Raw genomic sequence first — 20,555 nt, 5'->3', positions numbered from 1 at the left:
CGGCTGTCGGAGCCGGGCCGGCCGGAGAATCCGGCGGTCAGCGGCCCGCGGTCAGCCGCAGCGGCTTCGAGCGTGGTCCGAGCCTTTCGCCGCGCGCCGAAGTGACATCGAATTCGTAGAGGTGGCCCGCGGTCAGCCCCTGGGCCAGCCAGCGGTCGCCCAGCACCGGGATCGGCCCCACCTGGCGCGGCTGCCCGAGCGTGACGTCGCGGAGCGCCACCTGATAAGCGGAGGCGCCTCGGACCCGGTTCCACGTGAGCCGGATGCTCGCGTCCCGGGCGCGCGTCGCGGCGATCGTCGGTTCGGCCAGCGGGAGCTCGTGCGGTCGCGTGGGCGGCAGCCCCAGCGGAACGTGGCCGACGCCGAAGCGCAGCAACGCGTCCGCGAAGCTCCTGGCCATGGCCAGCTCGCCGGACGGGTTCGGGTGGATGCCGTCGTAGGTGTCGGCGTCGGGGTCGAACCCGCTGTGCATGTCCACCAGGGCGACGGGGGAGACGTCGGTCGAGAGCGCGGCGAGCACCGCGGGGAGCTTGGCGTTGTAGTCCCGGATGGTGTCCCGGAACCACGCGTTGCCCCAGGTGGTGGTACCCGCGATGGACGCCACGAGGATGACCAGGGCCGGTGCGGCGGCGCGGGCCTCGGACAGGACGGCGGTCAGGTCCCGCAGGGCCTGCTCCGGCGGCCCGACGGTCGCGAGGTCGTTGAATCCGAGCTGGACCAGCAGGAAATCCGGGCGCTCGGCGGCGACGTGCCCTCGGACCGACGCTTTCGCGGCGTGCGCGGTCCATCCCGGCCGGGCGCAGTGGCCGCCCTCGAAGTGCCCCTCGCGGTAGGAGCCGGTCATCGGATTCCGCACGTCCGGGCCGGTCGGGATCGGCTTTCCCTCCACGAGGGCCAGGAGGACGGGATCGTCGTACATCGAGAACGTCCCCGTGTACGGACCCACGAACTCGGCGGGGGTGCCCGTTCGCCGGAAGTGCTGCGCCAGCTGCCAGCGCCAGGTGTAGTCGTCGTGCATCCCGCTGGCGAGCGAATCGCCGAGGACCATGATCCGGGGTGATCTCATGAGGCGCCTTTCGTCGTCGTTCCGTCGTCGGTTCGTCGTCTGTTTGAAGCAACACAATCGGGTATGAGGCCGCGGATCCGAAGGAGGTACAACCATGGTGACCGTCCTGATGCTGCTGTTCCTGGTCGGGGCCGCCGTGCTGGTCATAGGCGGATCGGTGAAGGCGGCGAGAATGCAGTCTTCCGCAGCCCGCGGCCTCGACGTGGCCGAATATCGCGAATGTCTGACCGATGCCGACCGGGAGTACATCGAGGATTCATGGCAGAACGTCGAGGGCATCTACCAGCACGATCCCGCGGTCGCGCTCGATGTGGCGCACAACACCGTCGCCTCCGTTCTGGAAGCCCGTGGCATCGACACCACCCGGATCCCGGAGATTCACGAGACGAGCGCGCCGGCCGCGGAGGGCCCGCTGGATTCGCAGCAGGAGATCCGTCGACAGCTGCTCGGTTACGCGCACATCGTGAACGTGCTGACCGACGCGACGCCGCACCCCTGAGAGTGACGCTCCTTTCCATCCCACGGTTCACACCGCCGCCGTGCGGTTCTTCACGATCTCCACGTGAGCGGTTGCCCCATCGATGTTCCAGGTGAAGTCGTCGACCAGCGCCGTGACGATCGTCCAGCCGAACTCCTGGGTGTCGGGCGAGGCGAAGCCCTCGGCCCGCAGACTCACCGTGGCGCGGAGCGACGAGGGGCTGATGGCGAACCGGCACCGCAGGTTCGCCTCCTCCTCGTCGCTCCGCGCGCCGACGGCATGGCGCAGCAGGAGCCCGCACGCCTCGTCGACCGCCAGCCGCAGATCGGAGACCTCCGCCAAACCCCAGCTGAGTTTGGCTCCCACCTGCGCACACGCGGATCGGACGACCGCGAGGTAGTCGGGATCGGCCGGCACGCTGATCACGACGGCCCCCACAGCCGGGGCGAGAGCGGAGAAGTCCGGTATCGGTCGGGATTCGTGTTCCATGGGGACACTCCCTTTGGCTCGGCGACGCACGCCGCATGTCCGCTTCGTGTCGTGGTAAACCTTTGACGCCTTACAGCGGAGCTCGCGCCGACTTCACAACGCCGAGATCGAAGCCGGCGCCCGCTCGGCCCGGCTCAGCGCCCGCAGAACGTCGGTCGCGCCGTGCCGACGCAACGCGATCCGGGACAGCAGATCGACGACGGTCTCTACGGCCGCCGGCGGGAACTCGGGCGTCGGGATGCCCACGCTGTACGCGAGATCGTCGCTGTGCACGACCACCTCCAGCAGCCGACTCGTGACGAAGTCGTCGAAGCTGATCGACCAGGGGCCCCACGTCGGCCGCCGTACCGCACGGTCCGGCGCCGCCGGCAGCGTGGCCCGCAACTCCTTGACGCAGGTCGCGACCCGCTCCGCGAGGTCGCCGGGGCCGCCGGCCGCGTCCTGCTCGCCGCCGGTCCGGATGGCCTGGTTGAACGGCGAGTCGATGTCGGATCCGATCCACGACACCCGCGCGTAGTACTCGTGGATCGAGATGACCGGCTCCACCGGAACCGGCTCGGCCAGCATCGCCGGAATGAAGAAGATCTGCCCGGCCAGATGCCCGGCCAGCCCCTGCACGCTGAGCTTGGGCAATGCGGACGCCTCAAGCCACCCGGCTGCCACCTCGGGCGCCGCCACCAGTTTCGCCACCACCTCAGCCGCGGCGAGGTAGAGCTCCCTGGTGTTCGTGCTCTGCGTGCTTTGCGTCATGTCCTGATCCCCTCCGGAGCCCATCGCTTCGGGGACGATCAACCGCGCGGGCCGCAGCGCGATTCCCCATCAGGGAATTGCGCTTCCCTCCCAGGCTTCTAGCGTCCGTTCGCCGCGTTCAGCATCGCGGCGATCTCCGGTCCGGCCGCCTTGTCACCGTATCCGCCGTCCTCGACGAGGCACGCCACCGCGACGTCGCCCTGGAAGGCGATCATCCAGCTGTCCTCCCCGCCGTTGGCCTGCGCCGTCCCGGTCTTCGCGCTGACCGGCGGGGACACGGACCCGAACGAGCCGCTCGCCGTCCCCTCCGTCACGGCCTCGCGCATCATGCTCTTCAAGTCGGCGTCGACGGTCCCGTTCAGCGGCTGCGCGTGCGCGGTGGCCGTGGTGCCGGGTACCAGGAACGGCTGGTGGAACTGCCCGGCGTCGACCGTCGCGGCCACCGACGCCATGTTCAGCGGCGCCATGGTGATCGCGCCCTGGCCGAACAGCTCGGCCGCGAAGTCCTGCCCCTTCGCCTGCGGGACGTTGGCCGTGGCGCCGCCGTCCACGCCGTAGAGCGTCGCCCCCAGACCCAGGTCCCACGGCTGGTTCAGCCCGAAGTAGGTCGTCGACTCCTGCGACACCGGGGTGTTGGCGGCCTGGTCGAACAGGCCGGTGAAGGAGGTGTTGCAGGAGTGCACGAAGCCCCAGCGAAGCGTCGCCTGGAGGTTGACGGTGCTGGTCTCGTCATTGGTGATCGGGTAGTTCTTGTCCTTCTCCGGACACGGCGCCGGCGAGCTCGGCGTCAACCCGCCGCGCAGCAGGGCCTCGGCCGTGACGACCTTGAACGTCGAGCCCGGGGCGCGCGCCGCGTGGTAGGCGAGGTCGGCCGGGCCGTTGCTGGCCATGGCCAGGATCTTGCCGGTGTCGGCCTGCAGGACGACCATCGCCGACAGCGGCTTCGCCGAGACGGCGCTCGCGGCGGCGCTCTGGTACTTCGGGTCGATCGTGGTGACGACGTGGGAGGAGCCGGCCAGGGCCTGGCTGAACTTCACGAGGCTCGGGAACTGGGTCAGCGGCGTGGTGCCGTCGTCGGCGAAGGCGCCGGGGTCCCCGGACGCGCCGGACGCGCCGGACGTCGGGGTCGCCGCAGTGGGCGTCGGCGACCCGGACATCCCGGGCGTGGCCGTGGACGTCGCCGAGTCGGTCGCCGACGGGGCGGCCGAGGTGGTCGGCGGCGCGGGGGTGGTCGTGACCGTCCGCGTGGCGTCGGCCGCGGCGTTGGTCTTGGGGGTTCCGTCCGAGCCGCTCCGGCTCAGCGCCACCGCCGTTCCGCCTCCGGCGGCCACGACGACGGCCGTGGCGATGATGACGGTGCGTTTCGAAAGAGCCGACATGGCCCGCCTTCCCCCGTGGTGCCGATCGTGGCGATCGTCTTGACGATCATCGTGACCATCACTGTCACACCCTTCGACGCCCGTGCCCCCGGCCTGGGTCGCACCGATCGGAATCCGTGATCCGATCGTGACTGAGCTGGTGGGCTGGTGCGCCGGCCACCACCCGATAAAGATCCGCCTCGAACCGCAACGCGCCGAGCACGCCAAAACGTCTAGCTCTCAAGGGCCGGTCGCCGACCGGCATCAGGGGTTCCGCGCGAGGGGGTGCGATGCCGACGCACAGGCTGGTTCTCAGCCGGCTCCGGCGACAGCTGCCGACGATGAGCGCCGTGGTCGCGCTCATCGTCATCACCACGACGCTGCTGGCGATGCTGGCCCGGTTCGTCTCCGCCGCCGGCGACACCGCGGCGCAGCAGGCGCTGACGTCGTGGCGCGCGTCCGGGCAGCTCACCGCGCAGCTCGACAGCCGCCCCGATCCGGCGCAGCGCTCCGCGGCCCTGGCGGCGCTGGCCGAGGACACCAGCGCGCTGCCGCATCCCACCGTCACCGTGGCGCAGGTGTCGACGTCCTACGCGCTGCCCGGCAAGACCGCCACCGGCGATCCGCCGCTGATGACGTTCTGGGCCGTGGACCGGCTGGACCAGGAGGCCAAACTGCTGGCCGGCGCCTGGCCCGCGAAGGGCGCTGCGGCCGGTCCGATCCAGGTCGCGATCCCGCGTACCGCCGCCGACGAGCTGAAACTGGCCGTCGGCGGACAGGTGACGGTCGTGAACCGGATCAGCGGCACCGCGGTCCGGATCGCCGTCGTCGGGATCTACCAGCCGATCGACGCCTCCGACCACTACTGGCAGCTCGACCCGCTCGGCGGCGCCGGGGTCAGCCGCCCGCAGCGCGCCTCCAGCGGGTTCCTGCAGTACGGGCCGTTCGCGATGGACGCCGCGGAGTTCGACCGCGCCACGGCACCGGTGGCCCTGTCGACCCTGCGAGCCCAGATCTCCCCCGACCCCGCCGGCATCGGCGAGGCCCGCATCCAGCGGTTCTCCGACCAGCTCACCGCGCTGGTCAGCACCCTGAAACAAGACACCCGCCTGGGCAGCGCGACCGAGGCGTCCCTGGGCGCGCCGGCTCAGATCAGCGAGCTGCGACACTCCCTGGCCGTGGTCGCCTCCAGCGCCCTGATCCCCACCGTGATGCTCGCGCTGCTCGCCCTGTGCGCCCTGGTCATGTCGGCGAGCCTGCTGGTCGAGTACCGCGCCGGCACCACCGTCCTGATGCGCGCCCGAGGCGCCGGCGCCCCCACCCTCGCTTTCCAAGCCCTGCTGGAAGCGCTGGTGTTCACCGTCCCGGCGGCCGTCCTGGCTCCCTTCATCGCCCAGGCGGCCGTCCCGCACCTGTTCAGCGGCACCTCGGCGGCCGGATCACAGGCCGCGACCTGGACCGCCTCGGTGGTCACCGCCGCGCTGTGCACCGCGACCCTCGTCCTCACCGCCGTCCGCGGCACCAACACCGACGTCCTCCGCTCCCGCAACCGCCGCATCGCAGGCGCCACACTGCGTCGCGGCGTTCTGGAACTCGGATGCGTGGCACTCGGCCTGCTCGGCTACAGCCAGCTGCGCCGCTACGGCGCCGCCGGCACCCCGTCGGCCGACGGCTCCGGCACCGGCATCAACCTGGTCCTGGTCACCGCGCCGGCCTTCGCCCTGGCCGCCGCCGCACTGATCGCGGTGCGCATCGTGCCGCTGTTCGGCTGGCTCGGGCAGACCGCGGCCCGCCGCGGCCGCCGGTTCTCCTTCGAACTCGGCGCCTGGCGCGCCGGCCGCGGCGGCCGCATCGGCACCCCGGCCCTGCTGCTCGTCGTCGGCGTCGCGATGGCCGTGCTCAGCACGTCCTACTCCGCGTCCTGGCGGCGCGCGCAGACGGATCAGGGCACGTTCGCCGTCGGTTCGGACCTGCGGGCCTCCGGCTACGAGCAGCCCGGGATCCTGGTCTCCGGGGTCGGCGGCCAGCTCCCGGCCGGGGACAGCGCGATGCTGGTGAGCCGGGACGTGGACACCGCCGGCACCAGCGACACCTCGGTCACGGTGCTGGCGGTCCAGTCGGACAAGGTCGCCGGGACCGTGAACCTGCGGCCGGACCTGTATCCCGGCGGCGCGGCCGCCCTCGCGGCCGATCTGGGCAGCCAGCCCGCGGCCCGCACGCTGCCGATCCCCGGCCGGCCGACCGGCCTGGCGCTGCGGGTCAAGGCCACGATGCCGGGGCTGAGCACGATGATCTGGCCGGCCGGCTACCTGGCGGACACGCCGACGGCGACTCTGACCGTGTCGGTCGCCGGCCGGCTCGGCCAGCAGGCGCAGGCCTCGGTCGCGGTGCCGGTCGACGGTCGGGAGCACGATCTGACGATCCCGTTCGACTTCGGCTCGGGCTCGGTCTCGGGCGCCGGAACCGGAACGGGAACCGGTTCGGCCGGCACGCCGGCCTGGCCGCTGGCCCTGACCGCGATGAGCCTGGACGTCTCAGCGCCGATGGCGCCGCAGGCCGTCCAGGAACTGCAAGGCGGACCGGGGACGGCGCAGCCCACCGGCGGCACCATGGACTCCCGCTTCCAGCTCGCCGTCGAATCGGCCCGGCCGATCGGCGCCGACGGCCAGGTCGGCGCGCCGATCCCGGCCCCGGCCGCCGGGACGTGGACCTCCCTGGCCACGGCCGAGCAGAGCGTCATCGGCTCCACGGTGAGCAGCGGCGGCGCGTTCCTGAACCTCGGCACGAGCCTGTCGACGATCAGTGCGCAGGGTGCTGACACGAACGTGGTCGTCGGCTACGGCACGATCCCCGCGGTGCTGACCCCGCACCAGGTCGACAACCTGCCGCCGGTGCCGGTCGTCGCCTCGGCCGCGTTCTTGAAGGCCACCGGCCAGCACGTCGGCGACGCCACGAAGATCACCGTGGGGACGCAGAGCATCACCGGCCACATCGTCGGCGAGATCGCGGCCATGCCCGGGGTCGACCACGGCGTCCCGGCGATCATGGTCGACCTCGGCCGCTGGAACGCCCAGACCGAACTGGCCACCGGCAGCCAGGTGCCCGACTCGACGCTGGAATGGTGGGTCCGGACCGCGCCGGGCCAAGGCGCCGCCACCGCCGCCGCCCTCCAGGCCCTGGACACCCCGGCGAACGTGGTGGCCTCGGCCGACACTGTCAGAACCCTGACCACGGATCCGGCGCAGAACGGGGTCCGCTCGGCGTACCTGCTGGCCGCGGCGGCCGCCGCGGCGTTCGCGCTCATCGACTTCCTGGTCCACCTGATCGGGGCGCAGCGCGAGCGCGCCAGCCAGAACGCCGTGGTCCGCGCTCTGGGCGCGACCCGCCGCCAGATCGCGGTCGCGTCCTCCGTGGAGTTGGCATTCCTCGTAGGAGTCGGGGTGGTCGCCGGCTGTGCGATCGGCGAGCTGCTCGCACACCTGCTGATCCCGGCGGTCATGGTCACCCGCGACGGATCGCCCGCGGTTCCCCCGGTGGTGATCACCGATCCGTGGGTGCCGATGGCCGAACTCGCCGCCGTCGCGGTCGCCGCGCTCGGCCTCGGTGTGGCAACGGTCCTGTCGTCCAGCCGGCGCAACGCCGTCGGTTCCATGCTGCGCCTCGGGGAGGACTGACGATGTTGAGGGTGAACGTCATCGCGCGCCGCGGCGCCGCGGCGCACCGCACCACCCTGCTGCTGGTCGCGCTGCTGGTGGCGGTGACCGGGGCGGCGGTGTTCGCCGTCCCCGGCTATCTGGACGTCCACCGCACCCGGGCCCTGCACGGGGCGCTGGCCTCGGCCGGGGGCCAGATCCGGATCGGTGTCACCGAGACCGCGCAGCTGAACGCGCAATCCCGGATGGTCGCCAGCGATCAGGCCCTGGGCGAGGCCGACGCCTGGGCGGGCCAGGCACTGCCGGCGAGCCTGCACGCGGTGCTCGGCGCCGCGACGATGGTCGCCGTCAGCCCCGGACCCGGCAGCACGACCACCGGCACCCACACCGCCGCCACGCTCACCACCCTGGACCTGCCGCCCAAGTTCGGGCTGCGGCCGCCCTACGGTTCCGACGGCAAGCTGCGCACGGTCGCCGGCCAAGCCCCGCCGACGCCCCAGGACGCCCGGCCCGCGGGACCGGCCGACGCACCGGTCGACGGCTCGGACCAAGCACCGACGGTGTGGGGTTGGATCTCCCAGGCCGCGGCCCAGAAACTCCACGTCGGCGTCGGTGACCAGCTGGTCCTGGCCGCCGACCTGTGGAGCTCGCAGATCAAGGTGACGATCGCCGGAGTCTTCGCGCCCACCAACCCGGCCGACCCGTGGTGGACGGATCCGGACACCGACGTGGCCAACGCCCTGGCGACACCCCAGGTCGACACGACGATGGTCGGGAACGAACAGCAGACGTTCTGGCGCTCGGACCTGCTGCTGGACGACGCCGGCGCCCAGGCCGCGGGCGTCCGCACCGGCATGACGCTGAGCTGGGGCTTCCCGCTGAAGCAGGATGCGATCAGCACCGGGAACGCGGCCGGGATCGTCACCGATCTGAACCGGGTCAAGAGCGGCGCCGACCTGCCCGCCTCGCCGCGCATCACCGACCCGCAGGACCCGAACTTCAGCGTCGACATCCTCAAGGCACCGGGAGTCAGCACACCGCTGCCGCCGATCCTGTCCGGCTACCTGAGCCGCGCCGGCGCCTCCATGGTCGTCATGTCACTCGGACTGGCGACGCTGGCAGCCGTCGCCATCGGCGTGCTGGCGTTGGCTATCCGACTGCTGATTCACCGGCAGCACGCTGATCTGGTCGTGGCCCGGGCTCGCGGAGCCTCGCTTCCGCAACTCTCGCGCGGCGTCGGCTACCAGGTCGCCGCCGCGACTACCGCGGCTGTGGCGGCGGCTTTGGCAGCGGCATGTGCCGCGGGCTACGCGACCTTCGACATCGGCAGCGTGCTGCTGGCCGTGGCGGTGGTGGCCGGGACGTTCGTGCTCGGCGCCGGCCAGGCCGCCGCCGCGCTGCGCGGCAGCACCGGCTCGGCGGGCTTCGTCGCGCGCCGGCTCGGCGGCCGGACGGACGCGGTGGCGCGGGTCGGCCTTGAGCTGATCGTGCTGGCGCTGCTGGCCGCGCAGATCATGACGCTGCGATCGCGCGGCCTGGGTTCGGCGACCAGCGGCATCGACCCGGTCGTGGCCACCCTGCCGGTGACCGTGGCACTGGCCGCGGGGGTGGTGCTGCTGCGGCTGGCCCCGCTGGTGCCGATCACGTTGGCGGCGGCACTGGGATCGGGACGCGGCGCGACCGGCTTCGTGGCGACGTCCTCGGCCCGCCGCAACGCGGTGATCGGCCCGCTGGCCGCCGTGGTGATCCTGGCGACGCTGGCCGGCTCGGTGTTCGGCGCCACCTTCACCCGTTCGCTGTCGGTGGCCCGCGACGTCGACCAGTGGTCGTCGGTCGGCGCCGGCGCGCACGTGACCGACCCGTTCGCCGGCTTCGGCAGCTCCCGCATCACCGACACCGACCTGGGCCGGATCCGCGCCATGCCCGGCATCAGCGCCGCGGCCGGCGGGTCCCTGGACGGCGGCGCGTCGTTCGCGGCCGGAGCGGCGGGGGGCAGCGGCGACAGCAGTGGCGGCCAGCCGGTCACCCTGGTCGGCCTGGATGTCGCCGACTACCTCACCGTCATCAAGGGCACCCCGCTGGACACCCCGGGCCTGCACCGGGCCCTGACAGCCCTCGAACAGGCCTCCGCGAGCCGCCCGGCCACCGACTACAGCCAGAGCAACCCGGCGCACCCGCCACTGCCGGCCCTGCTGACCTCCGGCGTCGCCCCGGGAACCGACGGCGCGGTCCAGGGCACCGTGCAATACGCGGGCATGCCGGTCACCATCGTCACCAACTCCCCGGCGTTCCCGCCGGGCATCGCGCCCAAGGGCGAGGCGGTGCTGGTGGTGGACTACAAGATTCTCCAGGCACAGATAGGCTCCGCGCCGGCTCGCAGCGACGTATGGGTGTCCGGCCGCCCGCAGGCTCTGGCGGCACTGAGCGGGCCGGGCCTGTTCTCGGAGCCCAACGACCAGGTCACGGTGGAGGCCGGGCCCGCGGACGCGGCGGGCACCAACGACCTGGACCGCCTCACCGAGCGCGTCTACGCGGGGGAGACGGTGTTGGAAGCGCTGCTGTGCGCACTGGCAGTGCTGCTGACTCTGGCGGCGGGTTCGGCGGCGCGCCGCCGCGCGGCGGCGTTCCTGGCCACGATGGGCTTCGGCCGCCCGCGGCTTCGGCGCATCGCGGTCCTGGAGGCGTTGCCGGTGCTGCTGGTGGTGACGGCCGGCGGCCTGGCAACCGGGCTGGCGACAGTGCCGCTGCTGGCCGGCTCCGTCGACCTGTCCGCACTGGCCGGTCTGAACTCGGCGCACCTCGCGGTGCACACGAACGTGGCGGTGGTGGCGGCAGCCACGATCGCGGTTCCGGGCGTGGCGCTGTTGGCGGTGTTCGCGGAGGCGGCGCTGCGCAGGCCGCTGACGGTTGTCAGTGCGCTGCGATCGGAGGCGTAGCGGGAGGTAGTGTGGAGGTGATCGGGCGGGCACCGAAGGGGCGTGTTGAACGTGGCTGAGGCGGCGGCGAGACCCCGGCGGACCCGGTCTCGGCTGCCGGCGGCCCAGCGTCGGCAGCAGATCATGGAGGCGACCTGCGAGCTGATCGCCGACTGCGGCTTCTGGGGCCTGTCCATGCAGGACGTCGCCGATCGGTGCGGGCTGACCGTCCCGGGCCTTCTGCACTACGTGGGGTCCAAGGTCGGGCTGCTCGTCGCGGTCCTGGAGCACCGCGACCGCGAGGACGCCAAGGCGCTGCGCGTGCACCTCGGCGTCGACGAGGAGCACGTGCCCGACGAGTGGTCCGACGGCGGCCCCGAAGGCGTCGATCTGCGTCGGTTGTGTGCGGCGACGATGCGCCGGAACGCCGGGCAGCCCGAGATCGTGCGGCTGTTCGCGGTGCTGGCGGTCGAGTCGCTGAACCCGGGCCATCCGGCCCACGACTACTTCGCCGCGCGCCAGGCGCGGGTGGTCTCCTCGTTCGCCGCGCTCGCCAAGGAGCTGACGGACCGGCCGGAACTGCTCGCGCGCCAGATCGTGTCCATGATGGACGGCGTGCAGCTGCAATGGCTCCGCGACCCCGGGACCATCGATTTGGTCCAGGAGTGGGAAGCCGCCGCCGAGGCGCTCTTCGGTCGGCTCTGATCAGCTTCCTTATACCCCTTGCCGCAGTGTCGGCTCTCGACTACCTTCCACACCAATCACTACCTAGTACCTGATAGGTAGTAGGTAGAAGGCATTCAGCCTCGGGAGACGAGCAATGATGCGATCCTCCGCCATGCGTCCCAGTCCTCGCCGTCGAAGCCGGTTGCGCACGGCGCTCGCCGCGGTCGCGGTAGCCACCGTGAGCTTGACGGCGGCTTCGTGGAACACCGCCTCGGCATCGACGGCGGCCATGGCAAAGACAGCGGCGTCGGCATCCGGCACGATCGTCGGCCAGCAGAGTGGCCGATGCGTCGACGCGCAGGGCGCCGGTACAGCGAACGGCACCGTGGTCCAGCTCTACGACTGCAACGGCACCGGCGCGCAGCAGTGGCAGGCGCGGTCGGACGGGTCGATCCTGAACCCGAACTCCAGCCGCTGCCTCGACGTGACCGGCGCCGGCACCGCGAACGGCACCCGCGTCCAGCTCTACGACTGCAACGGCACCGGCGCTCAGCGGTGGACCGTCAACTCCAACGGCACCGTCACGAACGCCAACTCGGGCCGCTGTCTCGACGCGAACGGCGCCGCGAACGGCTCCTACCTCCAGATCTGGGACTGCACCGGCGGGGCGAACCAGAAATGGACGGTGAACGGCACCGGTGGTGGCGGTGGCGGCGGCTTCTGGTCGCAGATCCACGCCGGCTGGAACCTCGGCAACTCCTTCGACACCAGCTGCGACGAGACCTGCTGGGGCAACCCGGCGACGACCAAGCCGATGATCGACCTGATCTCGACCAAGTTCAACTACCTGCGCATCCCCGTGACCTGGTACCCGCATTTGACCAGCGGCGCCCCGAACTACACCGTCGACCCGAACTTCCTGGCCCGCCTCAAGCAGGTCGTGGACTGGGCGATCAGCGACAACATGTACGTCGACGTCAACATCCACCACGACGGCGGCGGCGGGAACTGGCTGGTCCCGAGCACCGCGGGCATGGCCACCACCGAACCGGAGTTCATCGCGCTCTGGCGCCAGATCGCGGGCTACTTCAACGGCGAGGGCGACCACCTGCTGTTCGAGGCGATGAACGAGCCCCAGGACGCCAACGGCGGCAACCGCTACGGCGGCGGCACGTCGGACAACTGGGGGCCGATCAACACCCTGAACCAGGACTTCGTCAACACGGTCCGAGCGGTCGGCGGCAACGACGCCACCCGCTGGCTGATCGTGGTCCCCTACGGCGCCAACGCCCAGACCGGCGCGGACAACCTCGCGGTACCGGCCGGCGCGAACATCGCGGTGTCGCTGCACACGTACAACCCCTGGTCCTTCTGCTCCACCACCGCCCCGAACTACCTGACCTGGGACGGCTCGATGGACTACCTGCCCGACGGCGACGTGGACAACGGCTACAACCTGTTCACCAGCAAGGGCATCCCGGTGATCTGGACCGAATTCGGCGCCACTGTGAAGCCCTACAACGGCGGCGACAACTCCGACCAGGTAGCCGCCTACGAGTCCCACATCGCCTCCTACGCCGCTCAGCACGGCCAGAAGGTCGTGGTCTGGGACAACGGCTACACCGGCACCGGTGACGACCAGTTCGGGCTGATGAACCGCAACACGGCTCAGTGGCAACGGCCGAACATCGTCAACGCGATCCAGGCCGCGGCCGGCTGAGTGCGTGCGGCAGCTGTCCGGCCTGTGTCTGTTCTCATGTGATTCACACTGAAATTTGATCCAAGGCGGAGCAATCGGAGGCAGCGTCTATATAAAAGACGCAATGGGGAGTGTGACTCATGGCAACCGATTTCAACTCCGACCGCGACCAGGACCAACGCGGAGAAGGCGCTACCTCGAACCGTAGACGCAAAGTCGCCCTTGTCGCGGGACTCGCCGTACTGGCGGTGACCGGGCTCGGCGTGGGCCTGGCCACCGCCTCCGGCTCGCCGGGCGGCACGTCCACCGCCTCGTCTACCGCCTCGTCCGGCGCCACCGGTTCGCCCACCTCGCAAGCGGGCGCCGGTGGCGGCGGACAGGGGTCCAACGCGCGCAGCACCAACGAGCCCGGCGGCACCTCCGGCACGATCAGCGGCGTGACCGGCACCGGGTTCACCGTGAAGACGACCGTGGGCGAGTCCATCACCATCGACGAGAACTCGTCGACCACATACGACGACGCCGCCGGCGGAACACCGACCACGACGACGGCCGGCGCGCTCACACCGGGCGAGGCGGTCCTCGTTCTCGGCACCGTGAACAGCACCACCATCACCGCCACCCAAGTCACCGTCGAGCCCGCGAACAGCCCCTACACAACGGCATCGACCGACGTCGCCGCCGTGCACCAGGGCCAACAGAACACCTCGCAGTCGTACGGCACGATCCCGTCGGACTACACCGAAGGCCAGGGCACGATCGTCGGCGCCGGCACGGCGAACCAGGCCGTGCAGACCGCGCTGCAGAAGTACCCCGGCGGCATCGTCGACCGGGTCGTCCAGCTGCCGGACGGGGACTACGAGGTCCACGACATCGGCACCAACATCCACCACATCTTCGAGGACTCGGACTTCCAGGTGATCGGCGCCAACTGACCCCATCCGCGACATGCTTCCTCGCGGGTGAACGCCAACCGCCTCACAGACCGATCGAAGTCGGTCCCGAAGTTTGTGCAATGCTCGGGCGCGCCGCGGCCCTCCCTTCTATGACAGCACGACACCAAGCCAGCGGCAGCGGAGGAAGCGAGCATGACGGAAGCGAACCGGGCGCCGGACGCGAGGACGGTCGAAGCAGCCCGCTCCGGCGACGGACCGGCCCTGGACGCGCTGATCGGCGCGTATCTGCCGCTGGTCTACAACGTCGTCGGACGGGCACTGCGGCGCTCCGTCGAGGTGGACGACGTGGTCCAGGAGGTCATGTTCCAAGCCGTGCGCGACCTGCCGCAGCTGCGCGATCCCGAGGCCTTCCGCTCCTGGCTGGTGGCCATCGCGATGCGCGAGGTGCGCCGCCACGACAGCCGCCGGCGGTCGGCGCCGGACGCCGCACAGTACGAGGCCGAGGCGCTGGCCGATCCGGGGGCCGACTTCGTAGACCTGACCATCGCCGCGCTCGGTCTCGCCGCGCAGCGGCTGGAAACGGCGCAGGCCACGCGGTGGCTGGACGCCGAAGACCGGCAGCTGCTCTCGCTGTGGTGGCTGGAGACCGCCGGCCATCTGACGCGGGCCGAACTGGCGGCCGCGATGGACGTCAGCGCTTCGAAGGCCGCCGTCCTCGTGCACCGGACCAAGGCACGGCTGGAGACGGCGCGCTCGGTGGTGCGTGCGCTGGCCGCCACGCCGCGCTGCCCGGAGCTGGCCGGGGTCTGCGCGCGCTGGGACGGTCGGCCCGAGGGGTTGTGGCGCAAGCGCATCGCCCGACACGTGCGCGAGTGCCCGACCTGCGGCGTGCTCCAGCAGGACCTGGTTCCCGCCGAGTTCCTGTTGGCGGGCTTGGCGTTGGTGCCGGTCGCCGTCGGACTGCGGGTCACGGTGACGGCGCTGACGATGAAGGGTGTGGGCTCCGGAGCCGCCTCCGCTCTCGGTCGGCGCGTCGCGAGTCGTGCCGGGAATCGTGCCGGGAGCGGTAGCGCGAATCGTGCCGCGAATCGTGCCGCGGGTCGCACCGTGCGTCAGGCGGCCGGGCGCAGTCATGGCATCGTGCACTGGGCATCCCTGTCCGCCGCGGGCAAGGCGACCGTCGCGGGATTCGTGGCGCTCGCCGTCGTGGCCGGGGGAGCGGGCATCCGGTACGCGACCGCCTCCCCGGCGCGAGCCGCCGACAGCCTCGGCACGACCACCACCACTACCGCCACGGCTCCGACGACACCGGGTTCGTCCGCACCGGCGACGTCCGCCGCTAACCCGCCCTCGTCCCCACACCCCACGACGCCGAAGCCGACGCAGCCGAGCTCGGTCCCGTCCTCCCCCTCGCCTTCCTCGACGATCGTCAACACCGCGCTCCCGGTGCGCGCGGCCTTCTACTACCCCTGGTATCCCGAGAACTTCGCCAACAACGGCAGCCACTACACCCCGTCCGCCGGCGACTACAGCGTGGACCAGGTGTCGACCGTGGACCGGCAGATCCGGGACATGCAGTACGGCGGGCTCCAGGCCGGGATCATCTCGTGGTGGGGCCAGGGACGCCGCGAGGACAAGCGGACGCCGCTGTTGATGGCCGAGGCGGCGAAGCTCGGCTTCTCCTGGTCGGCGTACTACGAGCAGGAGGCCTACGGCGACCCCTCGTCCGCCCAGATCGCCGCCGACCTGATCTATCTGCGCAAGTACTCTGACCAGAAGGCGTGGCTGCACATCAACGGCCTGCCGGTCATCTTCGTCTACGCCGACGGCTCGGACGGCTGCGGCATGGCCACGCGCTGGGCTCAGGCGAACGCCACCGCGCACTACTACGTGGTCCTCAAGGTCTTCGGCGGCTACCGTCAGTGCGCCGACCAGCCTCAGGGCTGGCACCAGTATGTGGACGACCTCGACGTTCAGAACGGCTACTCGGCCGTGACCTCACCTGGGTTCTGGAAGTACGACACGCAGACCCCGGCCGTTGCGCGCGATCCCGCACGGTTCCAACAGGACGTGACCACGGTCGCCCGCTCCGGAGACCCGTTCCAGCTGATCATCTCCTACAACGAGTGGGGCGAGGGCACCGCCGCCGAGTCGGCCACCGCCTGGGCCAGCGCCAGCGGGCACGGGGTCTACATGGACATCCTGCATCAGGTGTTCGGCCAGTACCCGCGATGAGCTGATCGCATTTCTGTCATCGTTTAGTGCGGTGAATTACTTTGGCGCATCGTTAGTCGTGTATTAAGGGGTCCGCGTCAGGTAAGTTTCCATGCATCCGGCGTTCGGAATGTGTTCAACGGATCAAACGCAAGATTGCGCAATGGCTCGCAAGCGTTTGGTGGCTTTGTCGTGCCCTGATGAACATAGTTGCTGGTGAGTGCCGTGGAAGCTGCGGCAAGGGTTCGATGATCATCGAGTTTCTTGAATCATCCTTTGCCGAATGATTGAAGATTAATTTCCGGAAACACTCGACGCACATGTGAGCGTGCGCTAAAACTCATGAGACACCTTTTCACTCGCCCCCCACCAGGCTGAGAGTGCCCTGTGGTGGCACGCCTCAGCCTGCCCTGAGACAGGGAATGCGATGAAGTTCAAGAAAAGTACGAAGCGATTGCCGATACCGCTTCCGGTGGCCGTCGTCGGCGCCGTGCTCGCGGTCGTCGCGCTGGTCACCGCGCCGTTGGTGACGGCCGAGGCCACCACCTCGGCGAGGACGTCTAGTGCGGCGCCGGCCGCGGCCAAGCCCGCCGAGCCCGGCAATCCCGCGGCGCCCGTCGCTAAGGCGGCCGCGTCGGCCACTCCGTTCTGGTCCACGCAGCTGAAGTGGGACAACAACGGCACGCCGTGGTCGCAGTCCAGCTTCGCCGCGCTCAAGGCCGACGGCCTGACCTCCGCCGAGATCGACATGTCCTGGAACGCTGTCGAGCCGTCGAACGGCACGTTCACCTACAGCGAGCTGGACCAGGAGATCTCCAACGCCTCGGCCGCCGGCGTCCGTCTGGTGCTCATATTCTGGTACTCCGGCTGGAAGGGCAGCCCCGCCGCCTGGGCCACCAGCCACGAGGTCACCAACACCGGCGCGGCGAGCACCACCCCGGCTTGGTGGGACCCCACCGACGAGCCGGCCTACCTCACCTACGTCACCAACACGGTCAAGCACGTCGCGGGTGAGGCGGGCTACGGCGGCAGCATCCTGGACTACGGCCGGCTCGACGCGGTCTGGGGGAGCTCGGTCAGCGGCGCGGTCGACGGCTGGGCCCCGGCCGACATCGCCGAGTTCCACAACGTGTACCTGCCGCAGAAGTACAGCAGCATCAGCGCCTTCAACAGCGCGAACAAGACCTCGTACTCTTCGTTCTCGCAGGTGCCGGCGGCCACGCCGGGGCAGGCGCTCGCCAACGTCTACCAGCTGTTCCGGCTGTGGACTGTGCAGCAGATCTACGGGCAGCTGGCCGCCGACGTGCGCGGAGTCAGTGCTTCGACGCCGCTGTACTACTACTCCGGCGGCCACATCGGGAACTGGGCGACGTTCGAGAACGTGCCCGAAGTCCTGTTCTCGCTGGCGAAGAGGTACAACATCACCGTCATCCAGGACTGTTCGGAGTCCTCGGGGATCGACCTGCTGTTCGCGAGCATGGGCCGGGCCTACGGCGTGAACGTCGCCACGGAGTGGACCGCGCCGAGTGACAGCACGCAGCTCGCGGCGCAGGCGGTGAAGTGGATCGGGAACTACGGCATGATGCTCCCGAACGGCGGAGGGACGGACTTCTTCATCCACGACGGCACGCAGAAGGACGTCGTCGCCTTCCCGATCTACACCAACTGGCTGGCGAACATCAAAAGCCTGTCCGGGGCGTACCCGCAGCAGCCGGTGGCCGTGTACATCGACGCCTCCGCGGCCTATGGCAACGCCTCCGGCCCCAACCTCGGCGCGCCGGAGAACACCATCGCAGCCCTCTGGGACGGCTACCAGGCCGGCTTCAGCGTGGTCACCAGCGAAGAGGTCAACACCGCGGTCGTCAAGCTCTCGCAGTACAAGGCAGTCCTGCCGATGAACGGCGTGGACGCGAACCTGACCGCGTACAAGAACGGCGGCGGAAACCTGCTGACGGCCGGTTCGCAGCTGGCACAGTACGCCCCGGCGTACGCGAAGCTCGCGAACAGCGGCATCGTGCAGATCGTCCCGGCCGTCGCGGCCGCGAAGACCAGCGCGCAGCTGACGATCGCCGACATCACCTCGGGGACCGCGTACAACAACGTGATCACCGTGAACCCGGCCGGGCTCGGCCTGGTCTCCGGTAGCTACCACCTCGTCAACGCGAGCGGCGCCACGATTCCGCAGAAAGCGGTCTCCGGTGGCGTGTGCGCCTCGGCCAGTCTTGCCGCGGCTTCGTTGACCAAGTGGTCGATGGTGGCCGGCGGCGTGCCGTCGGGAACTCCTACTCCGTCAGGATGCTGATCACCGTGTTTCTTTCTGACCGAAGGATTCGGCGGACCGTGGTGTTCGCCAGCGCTGCGACGCTTGTCGCCGCGATACCCGTGGCCGTGGTCAGCCTGGCTTCGAGCGCTGTCGCGACGCCTGCGACTCACGCGGCTCACGCGGCTGCGGCCCCGGCTGCGGCTGGCGCTGCGGCAGCGACCGGCGGTAGCGGCGCGAACCTGCCGTACACCGAAGTCGAAGCCGAGCACGAGCCGACGAACGGCACCGTCATCGGTCCCAGCTACACCGCGGGCCAACTCGCCGACGAGGCGTCCGGCCGCAAGGCGGTGACGCTTCAGGGCACCGGCCGGTACGTCACCTTCACCACGCCGGTGGCCACGAACTCGATCGATTTCCGTTACAGCATCCCGGATTCGGCGACCGGTTCGACCTACACCGCGCCGCTGTCGCTGTACATCAACGGCGCCAAGCAGACCGACTTCACGCTGACCAACGCCTACAGCTGGTACTACGGCACGTACCCGTTCACCAACAACCCCAGCAACGGCAAGCCGCACCACTTCTACGACGAGGCCCACCGGCTCCTGTCCACGACCTATCCGGCCGGTACTACCTTCAAGCTGCAGGTCGACTCCGAGGACTCGGCCTCCTCCTACACCGTCGACCTCGCCGACTTCGAGAACGTGGCCGCACCCGCGAGCCAGCCCGCCGGCTCGGTGTCGGTGACCAGCAAGGGCGCCGACCCGACCGGCGCGACCGACGCGACGAGCGCGTTCAACGCCGCGATCGCCGCAGCCGGACACGGCGGCACGGTGTGGATCCCGCCGGGCACGTTCGACATCCCCGGCCACATCGCGGTGAACAATGTGACCATCGCCGGCGCGGGCATGTGGTACTCGACCGTCGCCGGCACAGCGCCCGGCTTCTACGGCAACTCCGCGCCGAACCCGAGCACCAACGTGCACCTGTCGAACTTCGCCATCTCCGGCAACGTCCAGATCCGCAACGACAGCGCGCAGGTCAACGGGATCGGCGGCGCCATGAGCAACTCCAGCGTGTCGAACGTGTGGATCGAGCACATGAAGGTCGGGGCCTGGATGGACGGGCCCATGTCGAACCTGACCTTCTCCGGCATGCGGATCCGCGACACCACCGCCGACGGCATCAACCTGCACGGCGGCGTCACCGGCTCGACCGTCACCACCAGCAATATCCGCAACACCGGCGACGACGGCATCGCGCTGTGGGCCGACGCCAGCATCGGGGCGGATTCGCAGGACACGATCTCCAACAACACGGTGCAGCTCCAGCAACTCGCCAACGGCATCGCCGGCTACGGCGGGAACAGCAACACCATCAGCGGCAACCTGGTCGTCGACAGCGGCATCAGCCAGGGCGGCGGCATCCACATCGGCCAACGCTTCAAGTCGACCCCCGTGGGCCTCTACACGATCCAGAACAACACGATGCTCCGCGACGGCGACCTCGACCCCAACTGGAAGTTCGGCGTCGGCGCCCTGTGGTTCGACGCCCAACAGGCCACCATCGCCGGCCCGATCAACGTCACCAACGCCCTGATCGAGCAGAGCCCGTACGAGGCCGTCCAGTGGATCCAGGGCACCGTCAACGGCGTCAACCTGGACACCGTCACCATCGCCGGTACCGGCACCTTCGCCTTCCAGGACCAGACCGGCGCCTCGGTGACGCTGAAGAACGTCACCGGCACCGGCATCGCCCAGGCCAACCAGGGTAAGACCCCCAGCTACAGCTGCGACGGCGGCAACTTCAAGGTCACGGATGACGGCGGCAACTCCGGCGTCCTCCCGACGAGCTGCACCACGACCAGCCCGACACCGGTCTACCCGCCCTACCCGTCGGTCGCGACCGCGACCGCGCGGTAGGGCGCGCGTCCAGCATCAGCGGGAACTGATACGGGCTCTCACGGAATGTGAGAGCCCGTATTTCCTTGCCTGCGCCCCGCAACTGCTCGGAGCGTTCCCGGCTGCGTTCGGGTTTGCGCTGCTGGCGTGGACCGATAGTGGTGCCGACGCGGGTCGGGGAGCGGAGCCCCCTCGTGGCCCGCGCCT

The 20,555-nt window shown here is 70.3% G+C and carries 13 protein-coding genes; 9 read left to right on the top strand and 4 right to left on the bottom strand.

Going from position 1 to position 20,555, the window contains the following annotated elements:
* Positions 1–37 precede the first annotated feature (37 nt).
* Positions 38–1,066 (bottom strand): GDSL-type esterase/lipase family protein, encoded by a 1,029-nt coding sequence (locus ABH920_RS08130; RefSeq protein ID WP_370348246.1) that lies wholly within the window; start codon positions 1,064–1,066, stop codon positions 38–40.
* Between the two features lie 109 nt (positions 1,067–1,175).
* Here ABH920_RS08130 and ABH920_RS08125 point away from each other — a divergent pair, with 109 nt between their 5' ends.
* Positions 1,176–1,565, top strand: coding sequence for a hypothetical protein (locus ABH920_RS08125; protein WP_370348245.1), 390 nt, complete (start codon positions 1,176–1,178; stop codon positions 1,563–1,565).
* Between the two features lie 27 nt (positions 1,566–1,592).
* Here ABH920_RS08125 and ABH920_RS08120 read toward each other — a convergent pair whose 3' ends face one another.
* The 3 genes from ABH920_RS08120 to ABH920_RS08110 form a co-directional block, all read right to left on the bottom strand.
* Positions 1,593–2,033, bottom strand: coding sequence for an ATP-binding protein (locus ABH920_RS08120; protein WP_370348244.1), 441 nt, complete (start codon positions 2,031–2,033; stop codon positions 1,593–1,595).
* 93 nt (positions 2,034–2,126) lie between these two features.
* Entirely contained in the window at positions 2,127–2,783 is a 657-nt protein-coding gene (locus tag ABH920_RS08115) for a maleylpyruvate isomerase N-terminal domain-containing protein (RefSeq protein ID WP_370348243.1), read from the bottom strand.
* A 98-nt stretch (positions 2,784–2,881) separates the two neighbouring features.
* Positions 2,882–4,162, bottom strand: a complete 1,281-nt coding sequence (locus tag ABH920_RS08110) for a penicillin-binding transpeptidase domain-containing protein (RefSeq protein ID WP_370348242.1) — start codon at positions 4,160–4,162, stop codon at positions 2,882–2,884.
* Positions 4,163–4,431: 269 nt separating this feature from the next.
* On the opposite strand from ABH920_RS08110, the gene ABH920_RS08105 reads away from it, so the two are divergent.
* From ABH920_RS08105 to ABH920_RS08070, 8 genes are all read left to right on the top strand, one after another.
* The gene (locus ABH920_RS08105) at positions 4,432–7,815 is read left to right on the top strand and encodes an FtsX-like permease family protein (protein ID WP_370348241.1); all 3,384 of its coding nucleotides are present in this window, start codon (positions 4,432–4,434) and stop codon (positions 7,813–7,815) included.
* Between the two features lie 11 nt (positions 7,816–7,826).
* The gene (locus ABH920_RS08100; RefSeq protein ID WP_370348240.1) at positions 7,827–10,730 is read left to right on the top strand and encodes a hypothetical protein; all 2,904 of its coding nucleotides are present in this window, start codon (positions 7,827–7,829) and stop codon (positions 10,728–10,730) included.
* Positions 10,731–10,781: 51 nt separating this feature from the next.
* Positions 10,782–11,414 (top strand): TetR/AcrR family transcriptional regulator, encoded by a 633-nt coding sequence (locus ABH920_RS08095; RefSeq protein WP_370348239.1) that lies wholly within the window; start codon positions 10,782–10,784, stop codon positions 11,412–11,414.
* Between the two features lie 250 nt (positions 11,415–11,664).
* Positions 11,665–13,095, top strand: coding sequence for a cellulase family glycosylhydrolase (locus ABH920_RS08090; protein ID WP_370348238.1), 1,431 nt, complete (start codon positions 11,665–11,667; stop codon positions 13,093–13,095).
* Positions 13,096–13,214: 119 nt separating this feature from the next.
* Complete coding sequence (locus ABH920_RS08085; protein ID WP_370348237.1) at positions 13,215–14,009, top strand: hypothetical protein; 795 nt, start codon at positions 13,215–13,217, stop codon at positions 14,007–14,009.
* A 153-nt stretch (positions 14,010–14,162) separates the two neighbouring features.
* Positions 14,163–16,205 (top strand): sigma-70 family RNA polymerase sigma factor, encoded by a 2,043-nt coding sequence (locus ABH920_RS08080; protein ID WP_370348236.1) that lies wholly within the window; start codon positions 14,163–14,165, stop codon positions 16,203–16,205.
* Between the two features lie 406 nt (positions 16,206–16,611).
* Positions 16,612–18,486, top strand: a complete 1,875-nt coding sequence (locus ABH920_RS08075) for a beta-galactosidase (protein ID WP_370348235.1) — start codon at positions 16,612–16,614, stop codon at positions 18,484–18,486.
* Between the two features lie 38 nt (positions 18,487–18,524).
* Entirely contained in the window at positions 18,525–20,369 is a 1,845-nt protein-coding gene (locus tag ABH920_RS08070) for a glycosyl hydrolase family 28-related protein (RefSeq protein ID WP_370348234.1), read from the top strand.
* Positions 20,370–20,555: the final 186 nt, after the last annotated feature.

The organism is Catenulispora sp. EB89 (genome assembly GCF_041261445.1).
Classification (GTDB): domain Bacteria; phylum Actinomycetota; class Actinomycetes; order Streptomycetales; family Catenulisporaceae; genus Catenulispora.
The sequence above is the reverse complement of the archived record's forward strand: the minus strand, read 5'-3'. Positions and strand labels throughout refer to the sequence as shown.